The sequence below is a fragment of the Prauserella rugosa genome (genome assembly GCF_000719975.1).
GTDB lineage: Bacteria > Actinomycetota > Actinomycetes > Mycobacteriales > Pseudonocardiaceae > Prauserella > Prauserella rugosa.
Genome location: NZ_JOIJ01000017.1, coordinates 79,774 through 95,222, shown reverse-complemented (window position 1 = coordinate 95,222; position 15,449 = coordinate 79,774). Strand labels below are relative to the sequence as shown.

At 69.0% G+C, this 15,449-nt stretch carries 16 protein-coding genes, 1 tRNA gene and 1 pseudogene; 14 read left to right on the top strand and 4 right to left on the bottom strand.

Features of this window, described 5'->3' with window-relative positions; all coding sequences use genetic code 11:
• The 6 genes and pseudogenes from IF64_RS25615 to IF64_RS0120395 form a co-directional block, all read left to right on the top strand.
• Window positions 1-193: pseudogene (locus IF64_RS25615) on the top strand (hypothetical protein); the annotation flags it as partial.
• 37 nt (window positions 194-230) lie between these two features.
• Window positions 231-692 carry a hypothetical protein gene (locus tag IF64_RS27555; RefSeq protein ID WP_036877302.1) on the top strand — a complete coding sequence of 154 codons (462 nt, stop codon included), beginning with the start codon at window positions 231-233 and terminating at the stop codon, window positions 690-692.
• Window positions 693-703: 11 nt separating this feature from the next.
• Window positions 704-1,276: a DUF3558 domain-containing protein gene (locus IF64_RS27550; RefSeq protein ID WP_169741964.1), complete on the top strand. Its 573-nt coding sequence runs from the start codon at window positions 704-706 to the stop codon at window positions 1,274-1,276.
• A gap of 303 nt (window positions 1,277-1,579) precedes the next feature.
• A complete protein-coding gene (locus IF64_RS0120405) occupies window positions 1,580-1,858 on the top strand; it encodes a type II toxin-antitoxin system RelE/ParE family toxin (protein ID WP_030533758.1) in 279 nt (92 codons plus the stop codon).
• An 8-nt stretch (window positions 1,859-1,866) separates the two neighbouring features.
• Window positions 1,867-2,157, top strand: coding sequence for a HigA family addiction module antitoxin (locus tag IF64_RS0120400; protein WP_030533757.1), 291 nt, complete (start codon window positions 1,867-1,869; stop codon window positions 2,155-2,157).
• Between the two features lie 221 nt (window positions 2,158-2,378).
• Window positions 2,379-2,978, top strand: a complete 600-nt coding sequence (locus IF64_RS0120395) for a hypothetical protein (RefSeq protein WP_030533756.1) — start codon at window positions 2,379-2,381, stop codon at window positions 2,976-2,978.
• Between the two features lie 282 nt (window positions 2,979-3,260).
• Here IF64_RS0120395 and IF64_RS0120390 read toward each other — a convergent pair.
• Window positions 3,261-3,336 (bottom strand) — tRNA-Lys (locus tag IF64_RS0120390).
• Between the two features lie 72 nt (window positions 3,337-3,408).
• On the opposite strand from IF64_RS0120390, the gene IF64_RS0120385 reads away from it, so the two are divergent.
• The 4 genes from IF64_RS0120385 (at window position 3,409) to IF64_RS0120370 (ending at window position 8,306) form a co-directional block, all read left to right on the top strand.
• A complete protein-coding gene (locus IF64_RS0120385) occupies window positions 3,409-3,843 on the top strand; it encodes a DUF1232 domain-containing protein (protein WP_030533755.1) in 435 nt (144 codons plus the stop codon).
• A 121-nt stretch (window positions 3,844-3,964) separates the two neighbouring features.
• Window positions 3,965-4,570 (top strand): NADPH-dependent FMN reductase, encoded by a 606-nt coding sequence (locus tag IF64_RS0120380; RefSeq protein ID WP_030533754.1) that lies wholly within the window; start codon window positions 3,965-3,967, stop codon window positions 4,568-4,570.
• A gap of 43 nt (window positions 4,571-4,613) precedes the next feature.
• Window positions 4,614-7,259: a helix-turn-helix transcriptional regulator gene (locus tag IF64_RS0120375; RefSeq protein ID WP_030533753.1), complete on the top strand. Its 2,646-nt coding sequence runs from the start codon at window positions 4,614-4,616 to the stop codon at window positions 7,257-7,259.
• 30 nt (window positions 7,260-7,289) lie between these two features.
• Window positions 7,290-8,306, top strand: coding sequence for a hypothetical protein (locus tag IF64_RS0120370; RefSeq protein WP_030533752.1), 1,017 nt, complete (start codon window positions 7,290-7,292; stop codon window positions 8,304-8,306).
• Between the two features lie 66 nt (window positions 8,307-8,372).
• On the opposite strand, the gene IF64_RS0120365 is transcribed toward IF64_RS0120370, so the two are convergent.
• Window positions 8,373-8,846, bottom strand: a complete 474-nt coding sequence (locus IF64_RS0120365; protein ID WP_030533751.1) for a DUF6328 family protein — start codon at window positions 8,844-8,846, stop codon at window positions 8,373-8,375.
• 19 nt (window positions 8,847-8,865) lie between these two features.
• Entirely contained in the window at window positions 8,866-9,828 is a 963-nt protein-coding gene (locus tag IF64_RS0120360) for a DMT family transporter (RefSeq protein ID WP_051758030.1), read from the bottom strand.
• Between the two features lie 115 nt (window positions 9,829-9,943).
• Between IF64_RS0120360 and IF64_RS0120355 the strand changes: the two genes are divergently transcribed.
• A complete protein-coding gene (locus IF64_RS0120355; RefSeq protein ID WP_030533749.1) occupies window positions 9,944-10,531 on the top strand; it encodes a superoxide dismutase family protein in 588 nt (195 codons plus the stop codon).
• Window positions 10,532-10,634: 103 nt separating this feature from the next.
• Here the strand turns inward: IF64_RS0120355 and IF64_RS25610 are convergent, their stop codons facing one another.
• A complete protein-coding gene (locus IF64_RS25610) occupies window positions 10,635-12,113 on the bottom strand; it encodes a restriction endonuclease (RefSeq protein WP_246134801.1) in 1,479 nt (492 codons plus the stop codon).
• Between the two features lie 559 nt (window positions 12,114-12,672).
• Here IF64_RS25610 and dusB point away from each other — a divergent pair.
• From dusB to IF64_RS0120330, 3 genes are all read left to right on the top strand, one after another.
• On the top strand, window positions 12,673-13,815 hold the full coding sequence (gene dusB / locus IF64_RS0120340) for a tRNA dihydrouridine synthase DusB (protein ID WP_030533747.1): 1,143 nt from the start codon (window positions 12,673-12,675) through the stop codon (window positions 13,813-13,815).
• A gap of 111 nt (window positions 13,816-13,926) precedes the next feature.
• On the top strand, window positions 13,927-14,571 hold the full coding sequence (locus tag IF64_RS0120335; protein WP_030533746.1) for a winged helix-turn-helix transcriptional regulator: 645 nt from the start codon (window positions 13,927-13,929) through the stop codon (window positions 14,569-14,571).
• Window positions 14,572-14,682: 111 nt separating this feature from the next.
• The gene (locus tag IF64_RS0120330; RefSeq protein ID WP_051758027.1) at window positions 14,683-15,426 is read left to right on the top strand and encodes a GGDEF domain-containing protein; all 744 of its coding nucleotides are present in this window, start codon (window positions 14,683-14,685) and stop codon (window positions 15,424-15,426) included.
• Window positions 15,427-15,449: the final 23 nt, after the last annotated feature.

The window sequence follows — 15,449 nt, the reverse complement described above, 5'->3', positions numbered from 1 at the left end:
GGCCGCGGCCGGTGGCGCGGGCGCCCGTGGTGGTGCCGGTGGCGGCATGATGGGCGGCGCCGGAGCCGGACGCGGCAACCAGCAGGGCGGCGAGGACGAAGAACACCAACGTCCCTCCTGGCTGGTCGAAGCCGACCCCGACAGCCTGTTCGGCACTGACGAACGCACCGCCCCACCCGTCATCGGCGAATAAACCACGACGTCAGGTAAGCAACCCGAGGGGAACCGAGATGCCCGAGTTCGGTGAGATTCCAGAGCCCACAGGCGGAGGCGCACCCGGCGGCGCGCGGATCGGCGCCGCCGTCGGCGCAGCAGGCAGCGCGCTGACCAAGCAAGTCGGCGAAGCACAGGCGCAATCCAGCGCACTGCTGGATTCCGCAAAGGGCGGTGGCTTCCGGGTAAGCGAGAACGCCGCCCAGCCCATCCGGGATGCGCTCATCGAGGCACGCGACGATCTCGACGAGATCATGGGCGACGCCGAGTTCTTGGCAAAGGAGCCTCAGCTCGGAACCGGCCCCTACGCGCAACAAGTAGCCCAACATGTGCGGCAAAGCGGAGACGGTCCGCAGGGGGTGCTACCTATGTTGCGGCAGCTGCGGACCGTCATCAAGGATTCGGAAGAGGCTCTGAAGGTCGCGATGGACAACTATCGCGACTCGGAAGAGCAGCAAAAGGACACGTTCAAAGGGTAGGAGCACAACCGGTGCGTTCATTCCGCGCGGCAGCACTGCCGTTCGCCGTCGTAGCTGCTTTCTCACTGTCAGCTTGCTCTGACAGTGAGGGCGGCACACCCGAGGCAGACCCCGGACCGAGCTCGCCAGCCGCGACTTCGGTAACGGAACCAGCGGAGCCCAGTAGCGCAGATCCGAGTAGTCCGCTTGGGGGTATCGACCCGTGCTCGATCCTGCGGACCGAGGACGTCGCCAAGTTTGGCGCAGTCGAGGAGCCCGTGCAGAAGAACGTCGGTACCGCGCTCACCTGCCAGTGGAGTCCAGACCGGCAAGACACTGCAGGCGACATGCCAACGACGGGCATTGCGATCCGCGAGAACGGTGGCGTTGAGGACGTTCCTAACACTGGGTTTGGAGTTCAGCACACGGAAGACGACGGCCGGAAGTACGCACGTTCTCCCAGTGCCAACGGCTGCACGATTTCAATCGGCGTAACCGACACATCACGCGTCGACGTGGTCGTAAGCGGAATGGATACGAAGGAGGCCTGCGACATTGCGAACTCGTTGGTCGAGGCTGCTGAGCCGAACGTTCCGCGGGGCTGAGTAGGGGCGTTCGTCGTGCAAGGCCCATGTCACGCGACCTGGGCGGATGGTGGACCGCTTGGGGACTCGAACCCAGAACCCGAGGATTAAGGGCCGGATTCCGCGATCTCAAGATCATATACAGCGTGGGCCCCTTATGTATCCGTTCTCCTTCTCTGCTCAAGCGGTCCACCTCGGTGCTTATGGAGAGGCGGGGCTGGGTTTGTTGACGGGACATGGTTGCCGGACAGGTCGACCGACCCCTTGCGTGTCTCGCTAGTATCGATGTACGTTAGTACTTGTGAGGCCCACAAGTAGGACGTCATGATCCGGTCGTTCGGCAACAAGCACACCGAGAAGCTCTGGCACCGTCGCGACACCCGGCTACCGCCTGACGTTCGACGTCGGGCGTGGGTCAAGCTCGTGATGCTCGACAAGGCGGGTCAGCTTGATGACCTGCGAGTTCCGCCCGGTAATCGCCTCGAACAACTACGCGGGGACCGGGCAGGACAACACAGTATCCGCATCAACGACCAATGGCGCGTCTGCTTCACCTGGACCGACAGCGGCCCTGAACACGTCGAGATCGTCGACTACCACTAGGGAGAATCATGACCACCATGCCGCCGGTTCACCCCGGTGAAATCCTCAAGGAGGAGTTCCTCGACCCGCTGGGCGTGTCCGCGTACCGGCTCGCCAAAGAGATCGGGGTCGATCAGGCGCGCTTGTCCCAGATCATCGCTGGGCGGCGCAGCATCACTGCGGACACCGGACTGCGCCTATCGCGTTTCTTTAACATGTCCGAGGGCTTCTGGACCGGGCTGCAGGAGCTCTACGACCGCGAGACCGCGCGCGATGCGCTCGGTGATGAGCTCGAGCGCATCCACCCGATCTCGGCGTAAGGTCCGGCGCCCGACAAGGCGCTTCCCGGCTCGTGTCAACCGCAGGTCGGGGTGACGGCGCGTTTCGCGGACGGCCTGGTCGACGCGCTAGATAATGTCCCCGATACGTATTGCGCTCGACAACATCCAGGAGCTTGTCACGCGCAATATATTTCCTCGAACCAAGCACGAAGGGTTGAGGCTCGAAGGATTGTCGGTCCTTCCTTGTATCGTCCGATGCTATGGCGGAGTTTGATCGAACGGAGAAGTTCGTCCGGATCGCAGAAGCGTTGGACCGGGAGTTCGCTGCCCGTGGCATGCCGCTGAAGCCTGGTGAGGCCCGGAACATGCTGCGCTCACATTTGGACAGGATCTCCGAGCAGTTGGGAATCCAAAGGCGTAGCGCCCTGAAGTACATCGACGAAGACACGGCCGCTAACTTGGCGCGGGGCACGTTCCGGAATGTTCAGGAAGCCCAAGCTCATGACGACACATTGCCACCACTGCCACTGGATGGGCCGAATGTCGGCCTGCTGATCTCCGCTTTCGCTGTTGCTGCTCGCACGGCCGCGATGAACAAGGATCCGGACAATGCAGCCGACCTATGCGACACGATCATGCGGATCGGCATGACCCTCCGGGACGAGGCAGTCCCCACGGCGTCAGGCGCCCTCGTGCAGGACGCGCTCCGCAAGGCCGATCTTGCGGTGAGGAGTTTGCGCGACGGAGCATGGTCACTGAACGCGCGGCACCCATCGCCCACGACGAACGTGGAGATCGCCGACCAACTACGCGCTGACCTCGATGCCATCGACGCGCTTTCTCGTCGCGAGCCACGGTAGTGGATCTCGGTCCGCACGGGGTCGAGCTGGGCTGCCGTAGCCGTCGCCGGCCGGTGCTGACAAGGTGTCGAGGGTGAGAAGACGTTGCTGATCATGCTTCGGCCAGTGATGACACCGTTGATCAGCGACCGGCTATGTCGGATGGCTACGTCCGCGTATGGTGCAACCGGTCACAGTGTGGCAGTCCAGGCGGTGGGCCGGCGGCACATCTGATCACATGTCGACCGAGGATTCGCAGAAGATCGCGAAGTCGGCTGCCTTCGCAGCTCGCCAAGCATCTTTTGGTGGGCCGCCTGGGACTCGAACCCAGAACCCGAGGATTAAAAGTCCCCTGCTCTGCCAATTGAGCTAACGGCCCTGCCGGGGCTCAGCTTAGCCGTCCGCCGTCGGCGCGCGTGGGGTGGTCCGGCCGCTCGCCTACGCTGCCCTCGTGTCCTGGTATTGGGAGTTGCTGATCGGCATCGCCATCGGCGTCGCGGCGCTGTGGGTGACGCTCGTCGTCACGCTGATCATCGTGCGCCCTCGCGGCGGCCTCCTCCGCGAGGCGTTGCGGCTGCTCCCCGACGTGCTCCGCCTCGTGCGCAGGCTCGGCTCCGACCGCTCCCTGCCCCGCGGCGTACACGTGCGCCTGTGGCTGCTGCTCGCCTACCTCGCCCTGCCCGTCGACCTCTTCCCCGACTTCGTTCCAGTGCTCGGCTATGCCGACGACGCCATCGTGGTCGTCTTCGTGCTCCGCTCCGTCGTCCGCCGGTCCGGCCTCGCGGCCGTGCGGCGGCACTGGCCGGGCACGGACGACGGCTTCGTCACCTTCACCCGGCTCACCCGCGTGTCCGCAGGTCCCGACGCACCCAACTCGACGGCCTGACCGAGACAGGCCCGGCCGAAACAGGCCTGACCGCAGGCTCGACCGGGACGGGCCGGTCAGTCGGTTCACCGGTCGGTTGACAGATGTCGGCCACCGGGGGCGCTTCCTAGCGTGAAACCCCATGAACACGACGACAACGCATAGCCAGGAAACGCCCGGCGCAGAACAGGACACCCTCCGGCTCGCCGTCATCATCGGCAGCACGCGCGCCGACCGGTTCGGCCCCGTACCCGCCGCATGGTTCGCCGGGGAAGCGCGCAGGCACCACGGCTTCGACGTCGACCTCGTCGACCTCGCCGGGATGCACTTGCCGAACTCCCTGTGCGGATCCGACGACAGCGACGCACTCGGCGCGCGCCTCGACGACGCGGACGCGGTCGTCGTGGTCACCCCCGAGTACAACCACAGCTACCCGGCCTCGCTCAAGATCGCGATCGACTACTACCACGACCAGTGGCGGGCCAAGCCCGTCGGATTCGTCGCCTACGGCGGCATGGGTGGCGGGCTGCGCGCCGTCGAGCACCTGCGCGGCGTGTTCGCCGAACTGCACGCCATGACCGTGCGCGACACCGTCAGCTTCCACAACTTCTGGGACCGCTTCGACGACGACGGCAACCCGCACGACCCCTCATCCACGGGCAAGGCCGCCAAGGGCATGCTCGACCAGCTCCACTGGTGGGGCAGGGCACTGCGCGAGGCGAGGACCCGGCGTCCCTACGCATCGTGACGTGCTTGACCTCAACCTTGGTCGAGGTTGCACGCTCGTGCCCATGACGTTCCCACGGCTGCACGGACGCGACGACGAACTCGGCCGCATCGACCGGATGTTGGCCGAGCTGCGTACCGGGGGTGGGCAGGCACTGGTGTTCCGCGGGGAGGCGGGCATCGGGAAGTCGGCGCTGCTCGCACACGCCGCGAGCAGCGCCGACGGCCTGTTCCTTCTGCGGGGCGGTGGCTCCGAGGGCGAGTCGACGTTGCCCTACGCCGGTCTGCACCTGTTGCTGCGTCCCGTGGTCGACCACGTCGGCGACCTGGCCGATACGCACGCCGAGACCATCCGCCGCGTGCTCGCAGGCTCCGACCCCGGCGGCCGGTTCGCGGTGGGCGCCGCCCTGCTCGAGCTGCTCAGCCTGCTCGGCAGGCGGACGCCGGTGCTGGTGCTCGTCGACGATCTGCACTGGGTGGACGAGGAATCCCGCGACGCCCTGTCGTTCGCGGCGCGCAGGCTGGCCGGCGAGCGCGTGGGCATCCTCGCCGCCGTCCGGGAACCGCTCCGCGTACCCGCGGGCTCCGTCCGGGACGTCGCGGGCATGCCGCACCATCGACTGTCCGGTGTGGACGACGAGGCGGCCGCGCGCATCCTCGCGTCGACCGAACTCCCCCGGCATCGGTACGCGCCGGTGATCGAAGCCTCGCGCGGGATCCCGTCCGCGCTGCTCGAAATCGGACGCGGCGGACCGGTGGGTGCCGGCCCGTTCGAGGCCGACCTCGCCGCGTTGTCCGAACGTGCTCGCACGATGCTGCTCGTGGCAGCAGCCGACGACACCTGCGACACCGGCACCATCCTCGCCGCCGCGCGACGGCTCGGCGCGACCCTCGACGACCTGCGCGAAGCCGAGGACGCCGGCCTGGTCATGTTCACCGACACCTGCTTCGGGTTCAGCCATCCGCTCATCGGTCCCGCGGTCTACCGTGGGGCCACGTTCGCACGCCGTATCGAGGCGCATCGCGCGCTGGTGGACGTGCTCACCGTCGAGGCCGACGCCGACCGGCGGGGCCGGCATCTCGCCGCGACGACCACCACTTCCGACGAGTCCGTCGCTGCCGAACTGGAGACCGGTGTCGAGCACGCCCGCATGCGCGGAGGCATGGCCGCGGTCGCCGACGCCTACGAACGCGCCGCGCGCCTCAGCCCTGCCCCTCGCGACGAGGGCAGGCGACTGACCTCCGCGGCTCGCGCAGCTGCCGACGCGGGACAGCCCGAACGCGCACGCCAGCTTGCCGACCAGGCATCCGCCCTGTTGCCCGACCCCGCGGACGCCACCTGGTCGGCGATCGTGCGGGCGACGCTCGCCGAGGACGACGACCGTCCCATCGACGCACACCACACGCTGGTCGGCACGGCCAAACGCCTGGCGGGCGCCGCGCCGCGTGACGCGGGACGACTCCTCGTCGCCGCCGCGGAGGCCGCCTGGGCGGCCGACGATCCGGACAAGGTGACGGATGCGGCCGAGCTGGCCGAAACCCTCGCGGTACCTGGCGCCGACCAGGTGCGTGCGCTGGCGACCGCCGCCGGCGGAGGCCCGGCCGCAGCGGTCGCCGCCCTGCGTGCCCTGCTCGAGGCCGACTGCGCACCGGTCGACACCTGCACCGACGTCGCGATCAGCCTGCGCGCCCGAGCGAGGAGCGCGTCGTGGTGGGCGCTGCTCGGCGAACACGACACCGCACGTGCCGAGGCGCTGGAGCTGGTCACCGAGGCCAGGGCGCACGCGGCGACCGGCGTCCTGCCGCGGGTGCTGGCGGTGCTGGCCCGCGCACAGCTGCGGCTCGGCGATCTCGGCGAAGCCGTCACCACCGCCGAGGAGGGCCTGGCCACGGCCGTGTCCATCGGACAACGCCGCGGTATCGCCGAGGCCTCGGGCGTGCTGGCCGTCGTGGCGGGCCTCCGCGGCGACGAGCAGGGCGTCGCGCGATACGCCGCCGACGCCGACCAGTCGTCGGCCGAACACGCCGCTGCTCTCCTCGACCTCGGCGCAGGACGGCTGAACGGCGTGATCGAGCGGTTGGCCTGTGCCGTCGACGTCGGCCTCGTCGGCCTGGAACTCGTGCCCGACCTGATCGAAGCCGTCGCCAGGGCGGCCGAGTCCGGCGACTCGGTGGGCGACGACGTGGTGGACCGTGCGCTGGCGAACCTCACCACGTGGGCAGCGGCCACTGGCAGTGCCTGGGGCGAGGCGTTGGCCGCGCGGAGCGCAGCGCTGCTGGGCAAGGCCGAGTTCGCGGCCGCGATGGCGGTGGCGGGGCAGGCAGGAGCGTTCGAGCAGGCGCGCACCGAACTCGTCCACGGGGAGTGGCTGCGCCGCGAACGCCGGCCCGCGCGAGCACGGGCGCACCTGCGCGCGGCACTGTCGTTGTTCGAACGGCACGGAGCGACCCCGTGGGCCGAGCGCGCCCGTACCGAACTGCGCGCCGCAGGCGAACGCAGGGACAGCGCGACGACGGCGCCCGGTGCGGACACGCTCACGCCGCAGGAGCGGCGCATCGCCGCGCTCGCCGCCGACGGGCTCAGCAACCGCGACATCGGCGCCCGCCTGTACCTCAGCCCGCGGACGGTCGGTTACCACCTGTACAAGGCGTATCCGAAGCTCGGCGTCACCAGCAGGGGCGAGCTCGCGAAACTGGAGCTGATGGCCTGACACGGGGCGTGTCGTGCCACACTGCACGCCGTGGAGTACCAACTGTCGGCAGAGCTCACCGCCCCGGAAGACGGTCCTGACCTGGACGCGCTCCAGCAAGTCGGCGTGGTGGCGCTGCTCGACACGCGGCTGTCCCGGTTGGCCGGGATCGAGGGGCCGGACGGTGTCGAGATCACCCCCGTCGAACACACGGTGCACGCCCACCTCGGCGGCGCGAACGTCAGCTGGCTGTTGGACGCGCCCGCGCTCGTGTTCGCCGAGGACGCCACCAGGGCCGTACTCGAACAGCTGCTCGAGGAGACCGAACTGCTCCGCGGGTGGCAGGTCAAGCACTGCGCGGTCACCGCGACCGACGACCAGCTCGAGAGTGCGCTGGCCGCGTCGGCAGAGCCCGACGAGGGGCCCATCGAGATCGACCCGCAGGACCAGGCCGAACTCGCCGAACGCAGGCAACGCCTGCTGGACGCCTCCCAGTACCTCAGCGCCTTCGACCTCGACGCGTTCGGCTTCACCGAGGGCGGCGACGTCACCGAGCAGGAGGCGCGCTACGTCGCCGGCGCACTCATGCACGGCGTCGAGATGGTCACCGACGAACTGTTCGGCGACATCCAGTTGCTCGAGGACGAGGACGCCACCGCGGTCGACGTCGAGGCCCTGTGGGTGCTCGACGAGCTGCCCCAGCAGTACGCCGACCAGTACACGGCGCTGTTCGCCAAGCAGCTCCTGGTCACGACGGCCGTCCTCGGCTACCGGCTGACGCAGGAGGAGTGGACGGCCCCGCTGTGCACGGCCGAGGCGCTGGCCCTGCACGTCGTCAAGTCGCGCGCCGAGCTGGAACTCGACCTCGCCGAGGCGGTCCCGGAGGAGCGGGTCACGGAGATCCTGGCCCACTTCGACGACTACGCCTTCCCCGACGGGGCGCACGAGGAGCTCTACGACGTCTCCGACCTCGACGCGTTCGACACCGACGTCGTCACCTGGTTCCGGCCCGACCCGCGCTACACCGACGCCCGCGGCCTGCACCCGTACCTGACTGACGAGGACTGAGGCTCCGGGTTGGAGCTCCCAAGGGCCCCATGGTTGCGTTCAACGCAACCATGGGGCCCACGGGGGCTACAACCGGGAGGGGATGACGAACCAGAGGGTGGAGAAGAGGGCGCCGATGACGGTGACGGCGACGGCCATCGCCACCGGGCCGTAGATCACCTTCGCGATCAGGCCGACGGTGAGCGTCACCGCGATCGACAGACACGCCAACCCCGCGATCACCATGCGGTTGCCGACGCGCAGGATCGTTTGCCTCCGCCCGGCGCGGAACAACATGCGGTGCCACGCGGCGGGGGCGGTCAGCAGCGCCGTGGCCGACGCCGTGAACAGCACCGTCACCAGGTGCACGGTCTTCTCGAACCCGCTGGCCTCCCGGAACTGCGCCGTGAACGCCACCGCCAGCAGGAAGCCGAACAGGATCTGCACCCCGGCCTGCGCGACCCGCAGCTCGCCGAGCAGCTCGTTGACGTTCCGGGTGAGCCGCTGATGGTGCGGTTCACCGTCGGTGTCGCTGCCGGTTCCGGTGGGGACTTCGCTCACGGCAGACCTCCCTCGGTCGCTACTCGCGTCCGCCCGCCAACGCCGGCGCGGGCGGCTCCACCACGGGTTCACGCTGCGCGCGCCGTTCATGCCAGCCGAGGGCCGTCACGGCGGCGACGACCATCACGAGCCCGATCCACTGCGTGGCGCTCATCGTCTCGTCCAGTAAGGACACGCCGATGACCACGGCCGTCGCCGGGTAGGCCAGCTCGGCGAGCGTCGCGCGTGCGGCGGGGGTCGCGCGCAGGCCCACGTAGTACAGGCTGAGCGCGACCAGTCCGGGAACCAGCGCGAGCAGCGCGAGGCCTGTCGCGTTGTCCCAGCTCACCGTGTAGGGGTTCCCTTGGACCGCAACGATAATCGCCGCGGCGGGAAGTCCTACGGTGAATCGCAGCGTGGTCACGTCGCGTGACGGCAGGCTGGTCGACACCATGCGTCCCAGGACCGTTCCCGCCGCCCACAAGGCCGCGGCGCCGAGGGCGAGCAGTGCCGCGCGGGCGGCGCTGAACTCGATGTCCAGCGGGTCGGCGAACGCCAGCAGCCACGCGCCGAGTATCGCGGGCACGGCGAAGTAGACGTATCCACCGCGGAGGCGTTCACCCAGTACCGCCCACGCGGCGAACACGGCGAACAGCGGTTGCAGCTTCTGCAACACCAGCGGCGTGATCGCGTCGCCGGTCTGGAACGCCGCCGTGAACAACGCGGTCGCCAACGCCGACGAACCCCCGCCGATGATCAGCACGGCGATCCGTTCCTTCAGTCCGCACCGCGCCAGCGCCCGCACCGCACGCGGCACGAAGGGCGCGAGCAACACGACGATGATCAGGTGCTCCCAGAACACGACCGTGCCAGAGGGCAGGTCCTCCGCGAGCGGCAGGCGCAGCAGTCCGTCGGTTCCCCACAGCGCGGCCGCAATCGCGACGAGCCAGGTTCGGTCCCTGGTTACGCCGCCTCCGGTCGCCGTCCCGTTCCCTGATGTCACACGGCCCAGATTACGACCGGGTCCGAACACCGGCCGCGTACGTGTCACGGAGTGAGATCGCACGACCGTGTGACGCTCCTTGCCGTCGATCACGCTTTCGCGCTATCGACAGACCATGAGACGACTCCCTGCTGTTCTTGCCCTGACGTCCGCTGTCGCCCTCGTGGGTGCCGGCACCGCGACGGCCGCGGAGCCCGCCGTCCCCGCCGACGTTCCGCACAGCCCCGTGGCGTTCTCGCACGGAACGTTCGCGCCGTACGTCGACGGCGCCACCGCGACGACCTACGACCTGGAACTCGTGCCGAGCGGAGCGCGGGCCGCGGCGTTCTCGCTCTCGGCCGACGGGGTCGGGACGACCACCAAACTCGCCGTCAAGGGCCTCGTGCCCAACCGGCACTACGGCGCCCACGTCCACGAGAACCCGTGCGGCCCGACCGGCGACGACGCGGGCCCGCACTACCAGCACGTGCAGGACCCGAACCAACCGTCCACCGACCCCGAGTACGCCAACCCGGACAACGAGGTGTGGCTGGACTTCACGACCTCGGCGCGGGGTAACGGATTTGCGGTGTCGCATGTGGACTGGCCGTACGGCGACCGCAGGCCGGCCTCCGTGGTGATCCACGAACACCACACGTCGACCCACCCGGGAGAGGCGGGAGACGCAGGAGCCCGCCTGGCCTGCATCAACGTCGACCTCTAACGAACCCCGGGTCGCACCCCCGGGGCGGCGTGTTGCGCCCTCGGGAGCCCGTGTTGCGGTTTCGTGGTCGCGTGTTGCGGATTCAGGGGTCCGTGTTGCGGGTTCACGTCGTCGTGTTGTGTCCGCCGGTGTCCGAGATGCCGACGATCGCGTCCAGGGACAGGTGTTCGGCGAGCAGGTGTTTCAGTTCGCCGCCCTCGACGAGCTGGATGCGCCCGTTCCGCCGGGCGAACTCGTGTGCGGACGGCCCGAACCACGACGTCGTGACGAGCACTCCCCGGTTCGCGCGCCGGTCCTCGATCACGCCGGCCAGCGACCGCACGGCCTCGGCGGGGACGGCCGCCCGGTATCGCTTCGCCTGGACCACGCAGAGCCCGCCGACGATGGGGTCCTCGTTGACCGCGACGGCGTCGATCCCGCCGTCGTGCGAGGCCTGCGTGGTCCACGCGCGCATTCCCATCGCCTCGAAGAGCCGCCGTACGAGGTGTTCGAAATCGGTGGGTGACAACTCGGCGAGCACGGGCCTTCCGTCGAGTCCGGCGGTCGCGTCGCGCGCCGACGTGACGCGGTACTCGGACAGGTCCGGATCGAAGATCGGCCGGACGGCTTCGAGGTCCCACGGGTGCGGTGACACCCTGGCGTGCAGGTGACGAAGACATTCCGTCGGGTCCAGCCTGTCGAGTACCAGGTCGGAGAACTGCGCACGGCTTGCCGAGACGCTCACCAGGCACGGGGCGGCTGGTCGACCGGTCGCCTTGTCGCGCGTTCGGGCGTGTCCACTCGCGACCACCTCGTCCACGACGGTTCGTGGATGCGCCTCGAACACGTCCCGCATCGTCCGCAGCACCAGCCTGGCGACCAGCGCGGCGTAGCGGGACCGGATCTCCTCCGGCGCCCTTTTCTCGGCCACGATCTCGTCTCGCGCGGAAACGTAACGGTATTCCTCGACGTCCGGAATCACGTCCACGTCCGGCAGCATGCGGGCGATGAAGAGTGTGCGGCCCTGTCGTTCGTACGAAACATCGGCCGTTCCTGCGACATGCGCGGGAACTGGTTGTGCCGCCACCACCCGCGTGAAGTATTCCGACACGGCGTCGGGATCGAGTCCCCGCACGCGCTGTTCGAGCTCGTCGACCTCGATGTTGTGCCGTGCCACCTCCTCGGCCCTGGCGTGCTCGGCGGCATCGTGTTCCGCCCGCGCGGCCCGGAGTCTGCGCCTGCGAAGGCCCTGTTCTGCCTGCCGCTCGGCCAGATCCGCCTCGAACCGTGCACGGGCTTTCCGCAGAGCCCTGCGACGGCCGTCGGGGAAAAGACGGTCCACAGTAGACGCAGGTGGGCGGTAGTCGGCCCATTTCGGCAACGCCGTGTGCAGCATGAGTTCGGGGGCCGGGGTGAACTCCCGGGGTTCGAAGGATCGGCGGAGGCGGGAGAAATCGAATGGAGCGTGTCCGAGCGCGTCCACGAGAAGTCCGTCGAGTGCGCGCACGCGCTCGGCGACGGCGTCGGTCATCGCCGCGGCCTCGGCGTACTTGCGCTCGGTGTGGTAATCCCATGCTTCGCGGTCGGCCTGGCGTGGAATCATGGGGATATCGACGTCTTCTCGACCAGTCAGTGGCCCGTGATGCTCGGACTCCGGGAAGAAGTCCGAGAAGAATTCACTGTGGCGCTCCATCCTCGTCCCCGATCACCGTACGGGTACGCACAGTGCGGACCCATACGGTGGAAGATAGTGACCGTGATTCTGTGGGGGATAGCTCCGATCGGTGATTGCTGGTATTACTGAACGAATTCATGGGCATCCGTGCGGATTAATTGGCGAAGTTCGCCGGAACGAAGATTTGCGTTTCGGATAATCGGTGGACAACGAATTGTGAACGCTCGCGCTGGGTTGTGGTCGCGGCCTTGGCGGCAGGTCTTTCGGTGGATCTCCGTTGCGGCGTCACGGTCGGATGCGCACGCCGGTGTCGAACCGCTCGCGCGGCGACCGGGCGGGGTCTCGGGGCTGCGCCACGGTCGCCTGAGTCCGCAACACCCGCCCCTGAATCCGCAACACGCGCCCCCGGAGGCGCAACACGGGCTCCTGGGGGTGCAACACGCGCTCCCCGGGGTTGGTCGGGGGCCGGGGCCATTAACCTGGGGGTATGACCGCCACCCTGACGACGCCTGCGCTGCAGGTCGGCCCGTATCGGGTCGATCCTCCCGTCGTGCTCGCTCCGATGGCGGGCATCACGAACGTCGCGTTCCGCCAGCTGTGCCAGGAGTACGGCGCCGGGCTGTACGTGTGCGAGATGATCACCGCCCGCGCCGTGGTCGAGCGGCACCCGGGCACGATGCACATGATGACCTTCGCCGAAGGCGAGTACCCGCGGTCGATGCAGCTCTACGGCGTCGACCCGGCCACGATGCGCGAGGCCGTGAAGATCATCGTGGGCGAGGGTCTCGCCGACCACGTCGACATGAACTTCGGCTGTCCGGTCGCGAAGGTGACACGTAAGGGTGGCGGGTCGGCGCTGCCGTACAAGCGCACGCTGTTCGGCAACATCGTCCGTGCGTCCGTCGAGGCGGCCGAGCCGGCGGGCGTGCCGGTGACGGTGAAGTTCCGCGTCGGCATCGACGACGAGCACCACACCTACCTCGACGCCGGTCGCATCGCGGAGGCCGAGGGCGCCAAGTCCGTCGCGCTGCACGCGCGCACTGCCGCCCAGCGCTACTCCGGCCAGGCCGACTGGTCGCACATCGCGCGCCTGAAGGAGGTCGTCACGGGCATTCCGGTGCTCGGCAACGGCGACATCTTCACCGCCGACGACGCCGTCCGCATGGTGCGGGAGACCGGCTGCGACGGGGTCGTCGTCGGACGGGGGTGCCTCGGCAGGCCGTGGTTGTTCGGCGAGCTCGAGGCCGCGTTCCAGGGACGTCCCGCGCCGGAGCCGCCGAACCTCGGCGAGGTGGCGCGCGTGCTGCGCAGGCACACCGAGCTGCTCATCGAGCACGACGGCCACGACAAGGCGATGCGCGACATCCGCAAGCACATGGCCTGGTACTTCATGGGCTTCCCGGTCGGCTCGGAGCTGCGGAGGGCGTTCGCGACGGTGTCGACGCTCGCCGAGCTTGACGACCTCATCGGCAAGCTCGACCACGACGTGCCGTTCCCCGTCGACGCCGCCACCGGCCCGCGTGGCAGGCAGGGCTCACCGGGCAAGGTGACGCTCCCGCACGGCTGGCTCGACGACCCGGACGACCCGTGCGTGCCCGAGGGTGCCGACATGATGCACTCGGGCGGCTGACCAGCGGCGTCCGCACGCGCACACGACGGCCACGGACCCGGCACATGCACGTCGTCGCTGCGGAATTGCAAGTTCGGTTCGGGTGCTGCACGAGGCGGTAGAATTCGCAGGATGGGTAGGCGTCAGTACGGCCAGTTCTGCGGGCTCGTTCGCGCCGTCGAGCTGGTCGGCGAACGGTGGGCGTTGCTCATCGTGCGCGATCTACTCGTCTCCCCCAAGCGCTACACCGACCTGAAGCGCGGCCTCCCGCGCATTCCCACGAACGTCCTGTCGACGCGGCTGAAGGAGCTCGAGGCCGCGGGGATCGTGCAGCGGCGCGTGCTGCCGCGGCCGGACGGATCCGTGGTCTACGAACTCACCGAGTACGGCGCCGACCTTGAGGACGTCGTGCTGGCGTTCGGGCGCTGGGGTGCGCGTTCGCTCGGCGAACCCGGCCCGGACGAGATCCTCACCCCGGACTCGATGGTGATGGCGCTGCGCTCCACGTTCCGGCCCGAGGCCGCGCGCGAGCATCCGGACGTCCGGTTTGAGCTGCGTCTCGGCGACGTGGTGGTGCACGCCGACGTCGCCTCGGGTGCGGTCACGGCCGCGGTCGGCGAATCACCCGCGCCCGACCTGGTCATCGAGAGCGGCCCCGCCGTACGCGCCCTGTTGGCGGGCGAGATCTCCCCGGAGGCGGCTCTCGACGACGGTCTCGTCGCGATCACCGGTCCGAAGGAACTGCTCGCCGCCTTCACCCGGTTGTTCCGGATCTGACTCGTCCTCCCGAGCGATTCTCGCGTTCCACGGGTGTCGGACGCTCAAGCGCGCCCTCTCCGTTGTCGACATCGAGTGCATGGGGGTCTGACCTGACGGAGGTGACGTGGGGTGACACGGAACCGTACGCAGGCTGCGCACGTCCGGGACGTTCCGGACTCCGACCCGTCGGCGTTGACGGCGGCCTACGAGTCGTTGGCGAGCGCGTTCGCCGAGCAGGGCGACTGGCGCAGCGCCTACGAACACCTGCGTTCGGCGTTGCACCACGCCCGCGACCTGCCCACCGTCGCCGGGGTGCCCGAGCAACATCGGCACGAGGTCGAGCGGCTGCGACACGAGAGTCTGACCGACCCGCTCACCGGCAGTCACAATCGCCGCTATCTCGACCGCGTGCTTCCAGGGCTGGGATCCGCGGCGTTGGCGATGGTCGACCTGGACCACTTCAAGGACGTCAACGATCGCTTCGGCCACGACGTCGGTGACCGGGTACTGCGGCACGTCGCCCGGATCCTCCGTCAGGCGTTGCCCACCGGTGCGTTCTGTGCCAGGTACGGCGGCGAGGAGTTCGTGCTGGCTGTGCCCGCGAGGTCGGGTGCGGAGGCCGTGCGCGTCGTGCACCGCGCGGGGGCTCGCGTGGAGGCGTTCCCGTGGTCGCGCGTGCGGCCAGGGTTGGCCGTGACCGTCAGTGCAGGGGTCGCGGCGGCCGACGGAGATCCGCACACGCGCCTGCGGCTGGCGGACCAGATCCTCTACCAGGCGAAACGCGGAGGCCGCAACTCGGTGGCGTTCCACTCCGCCGGCGATGTCCGGATTCTGCACACTCTGAGTGGACATCGCACTGCGCCGCATTCGTGAGGACGGCATCACCCACGTCCCCG

Bases quoted from the DNA above. Each gene is read 5' to 3' on its own strand.
- IF64_RS0120405 (WP_030533758.1), top strand. From the start codon at position 1,580: ATGATCCGGTCGTTCGGCAACAAGCACACCGAGAAGCTCTGGCACCGT.
- IF64_RS0120395 (WP_030533756.1), top strand. From the start codon at position 2,379: ATGGCGGAGTTTGATCGAACGGAGAAGTTCGTCCGGATCGCAGAAGCG.
- IF64_RS0120355 (WP_030533749.1), top strand. From the start codon at position 9,944: ATGAGACGACTCCCTGCTGTTCTTGCCCTGACGTCCGCTGTCGCCCTC.
- IF64_RS0120335 (WP_030533746.1), top strand. From the start codon at position 13,927: ATGGGTAGGCGTCAGTACGGCCAGTTCTGCGGGCTCGTTCGCGCCGTC.
- IF64_RS0120400 (WP_030533757.1), top strand. From the start codon at position 1,867: ATGACCACCATGCCGCCGGTTCACCCCGGTGAAATCCTCAAGGAGGAG.
- IF64_RS0120380 (WP_030533754.1), top strand. From the start codon at position 3,965: ATGAACACGACGACAACGCATAGCCAGGAAACGCCCGGCGCAGAACAG.
- IF64_RS27555 (WP_036877302.1), top strand. From the start codon at position 231: ATGCCCGAGTTCGGTGAGATTCCAGAGCCCACAGGCGGAGGCGCACCC.
- IF64_RS25610 (WP_246134801.1), bottom strand. From the start codon at position 12,113: ATGATTCCACGCCAGGCCGACCGCGAAGCATGGGATTACCACACCGAG.
- IF64_RS0120375 (WP_030533753.1), top strand. From the start codon at position 4,614: ATGACGTTCCCACGGCTGCACGGACGCGACGACGAACTCGGCCGCATC.
- dusB (WP_030533747.1), top strand. From the start codon at position 12,673: ATGACCGCCACCCTGACGACGCCTGCGCTGCAGGTCGGCCCGTATCGG.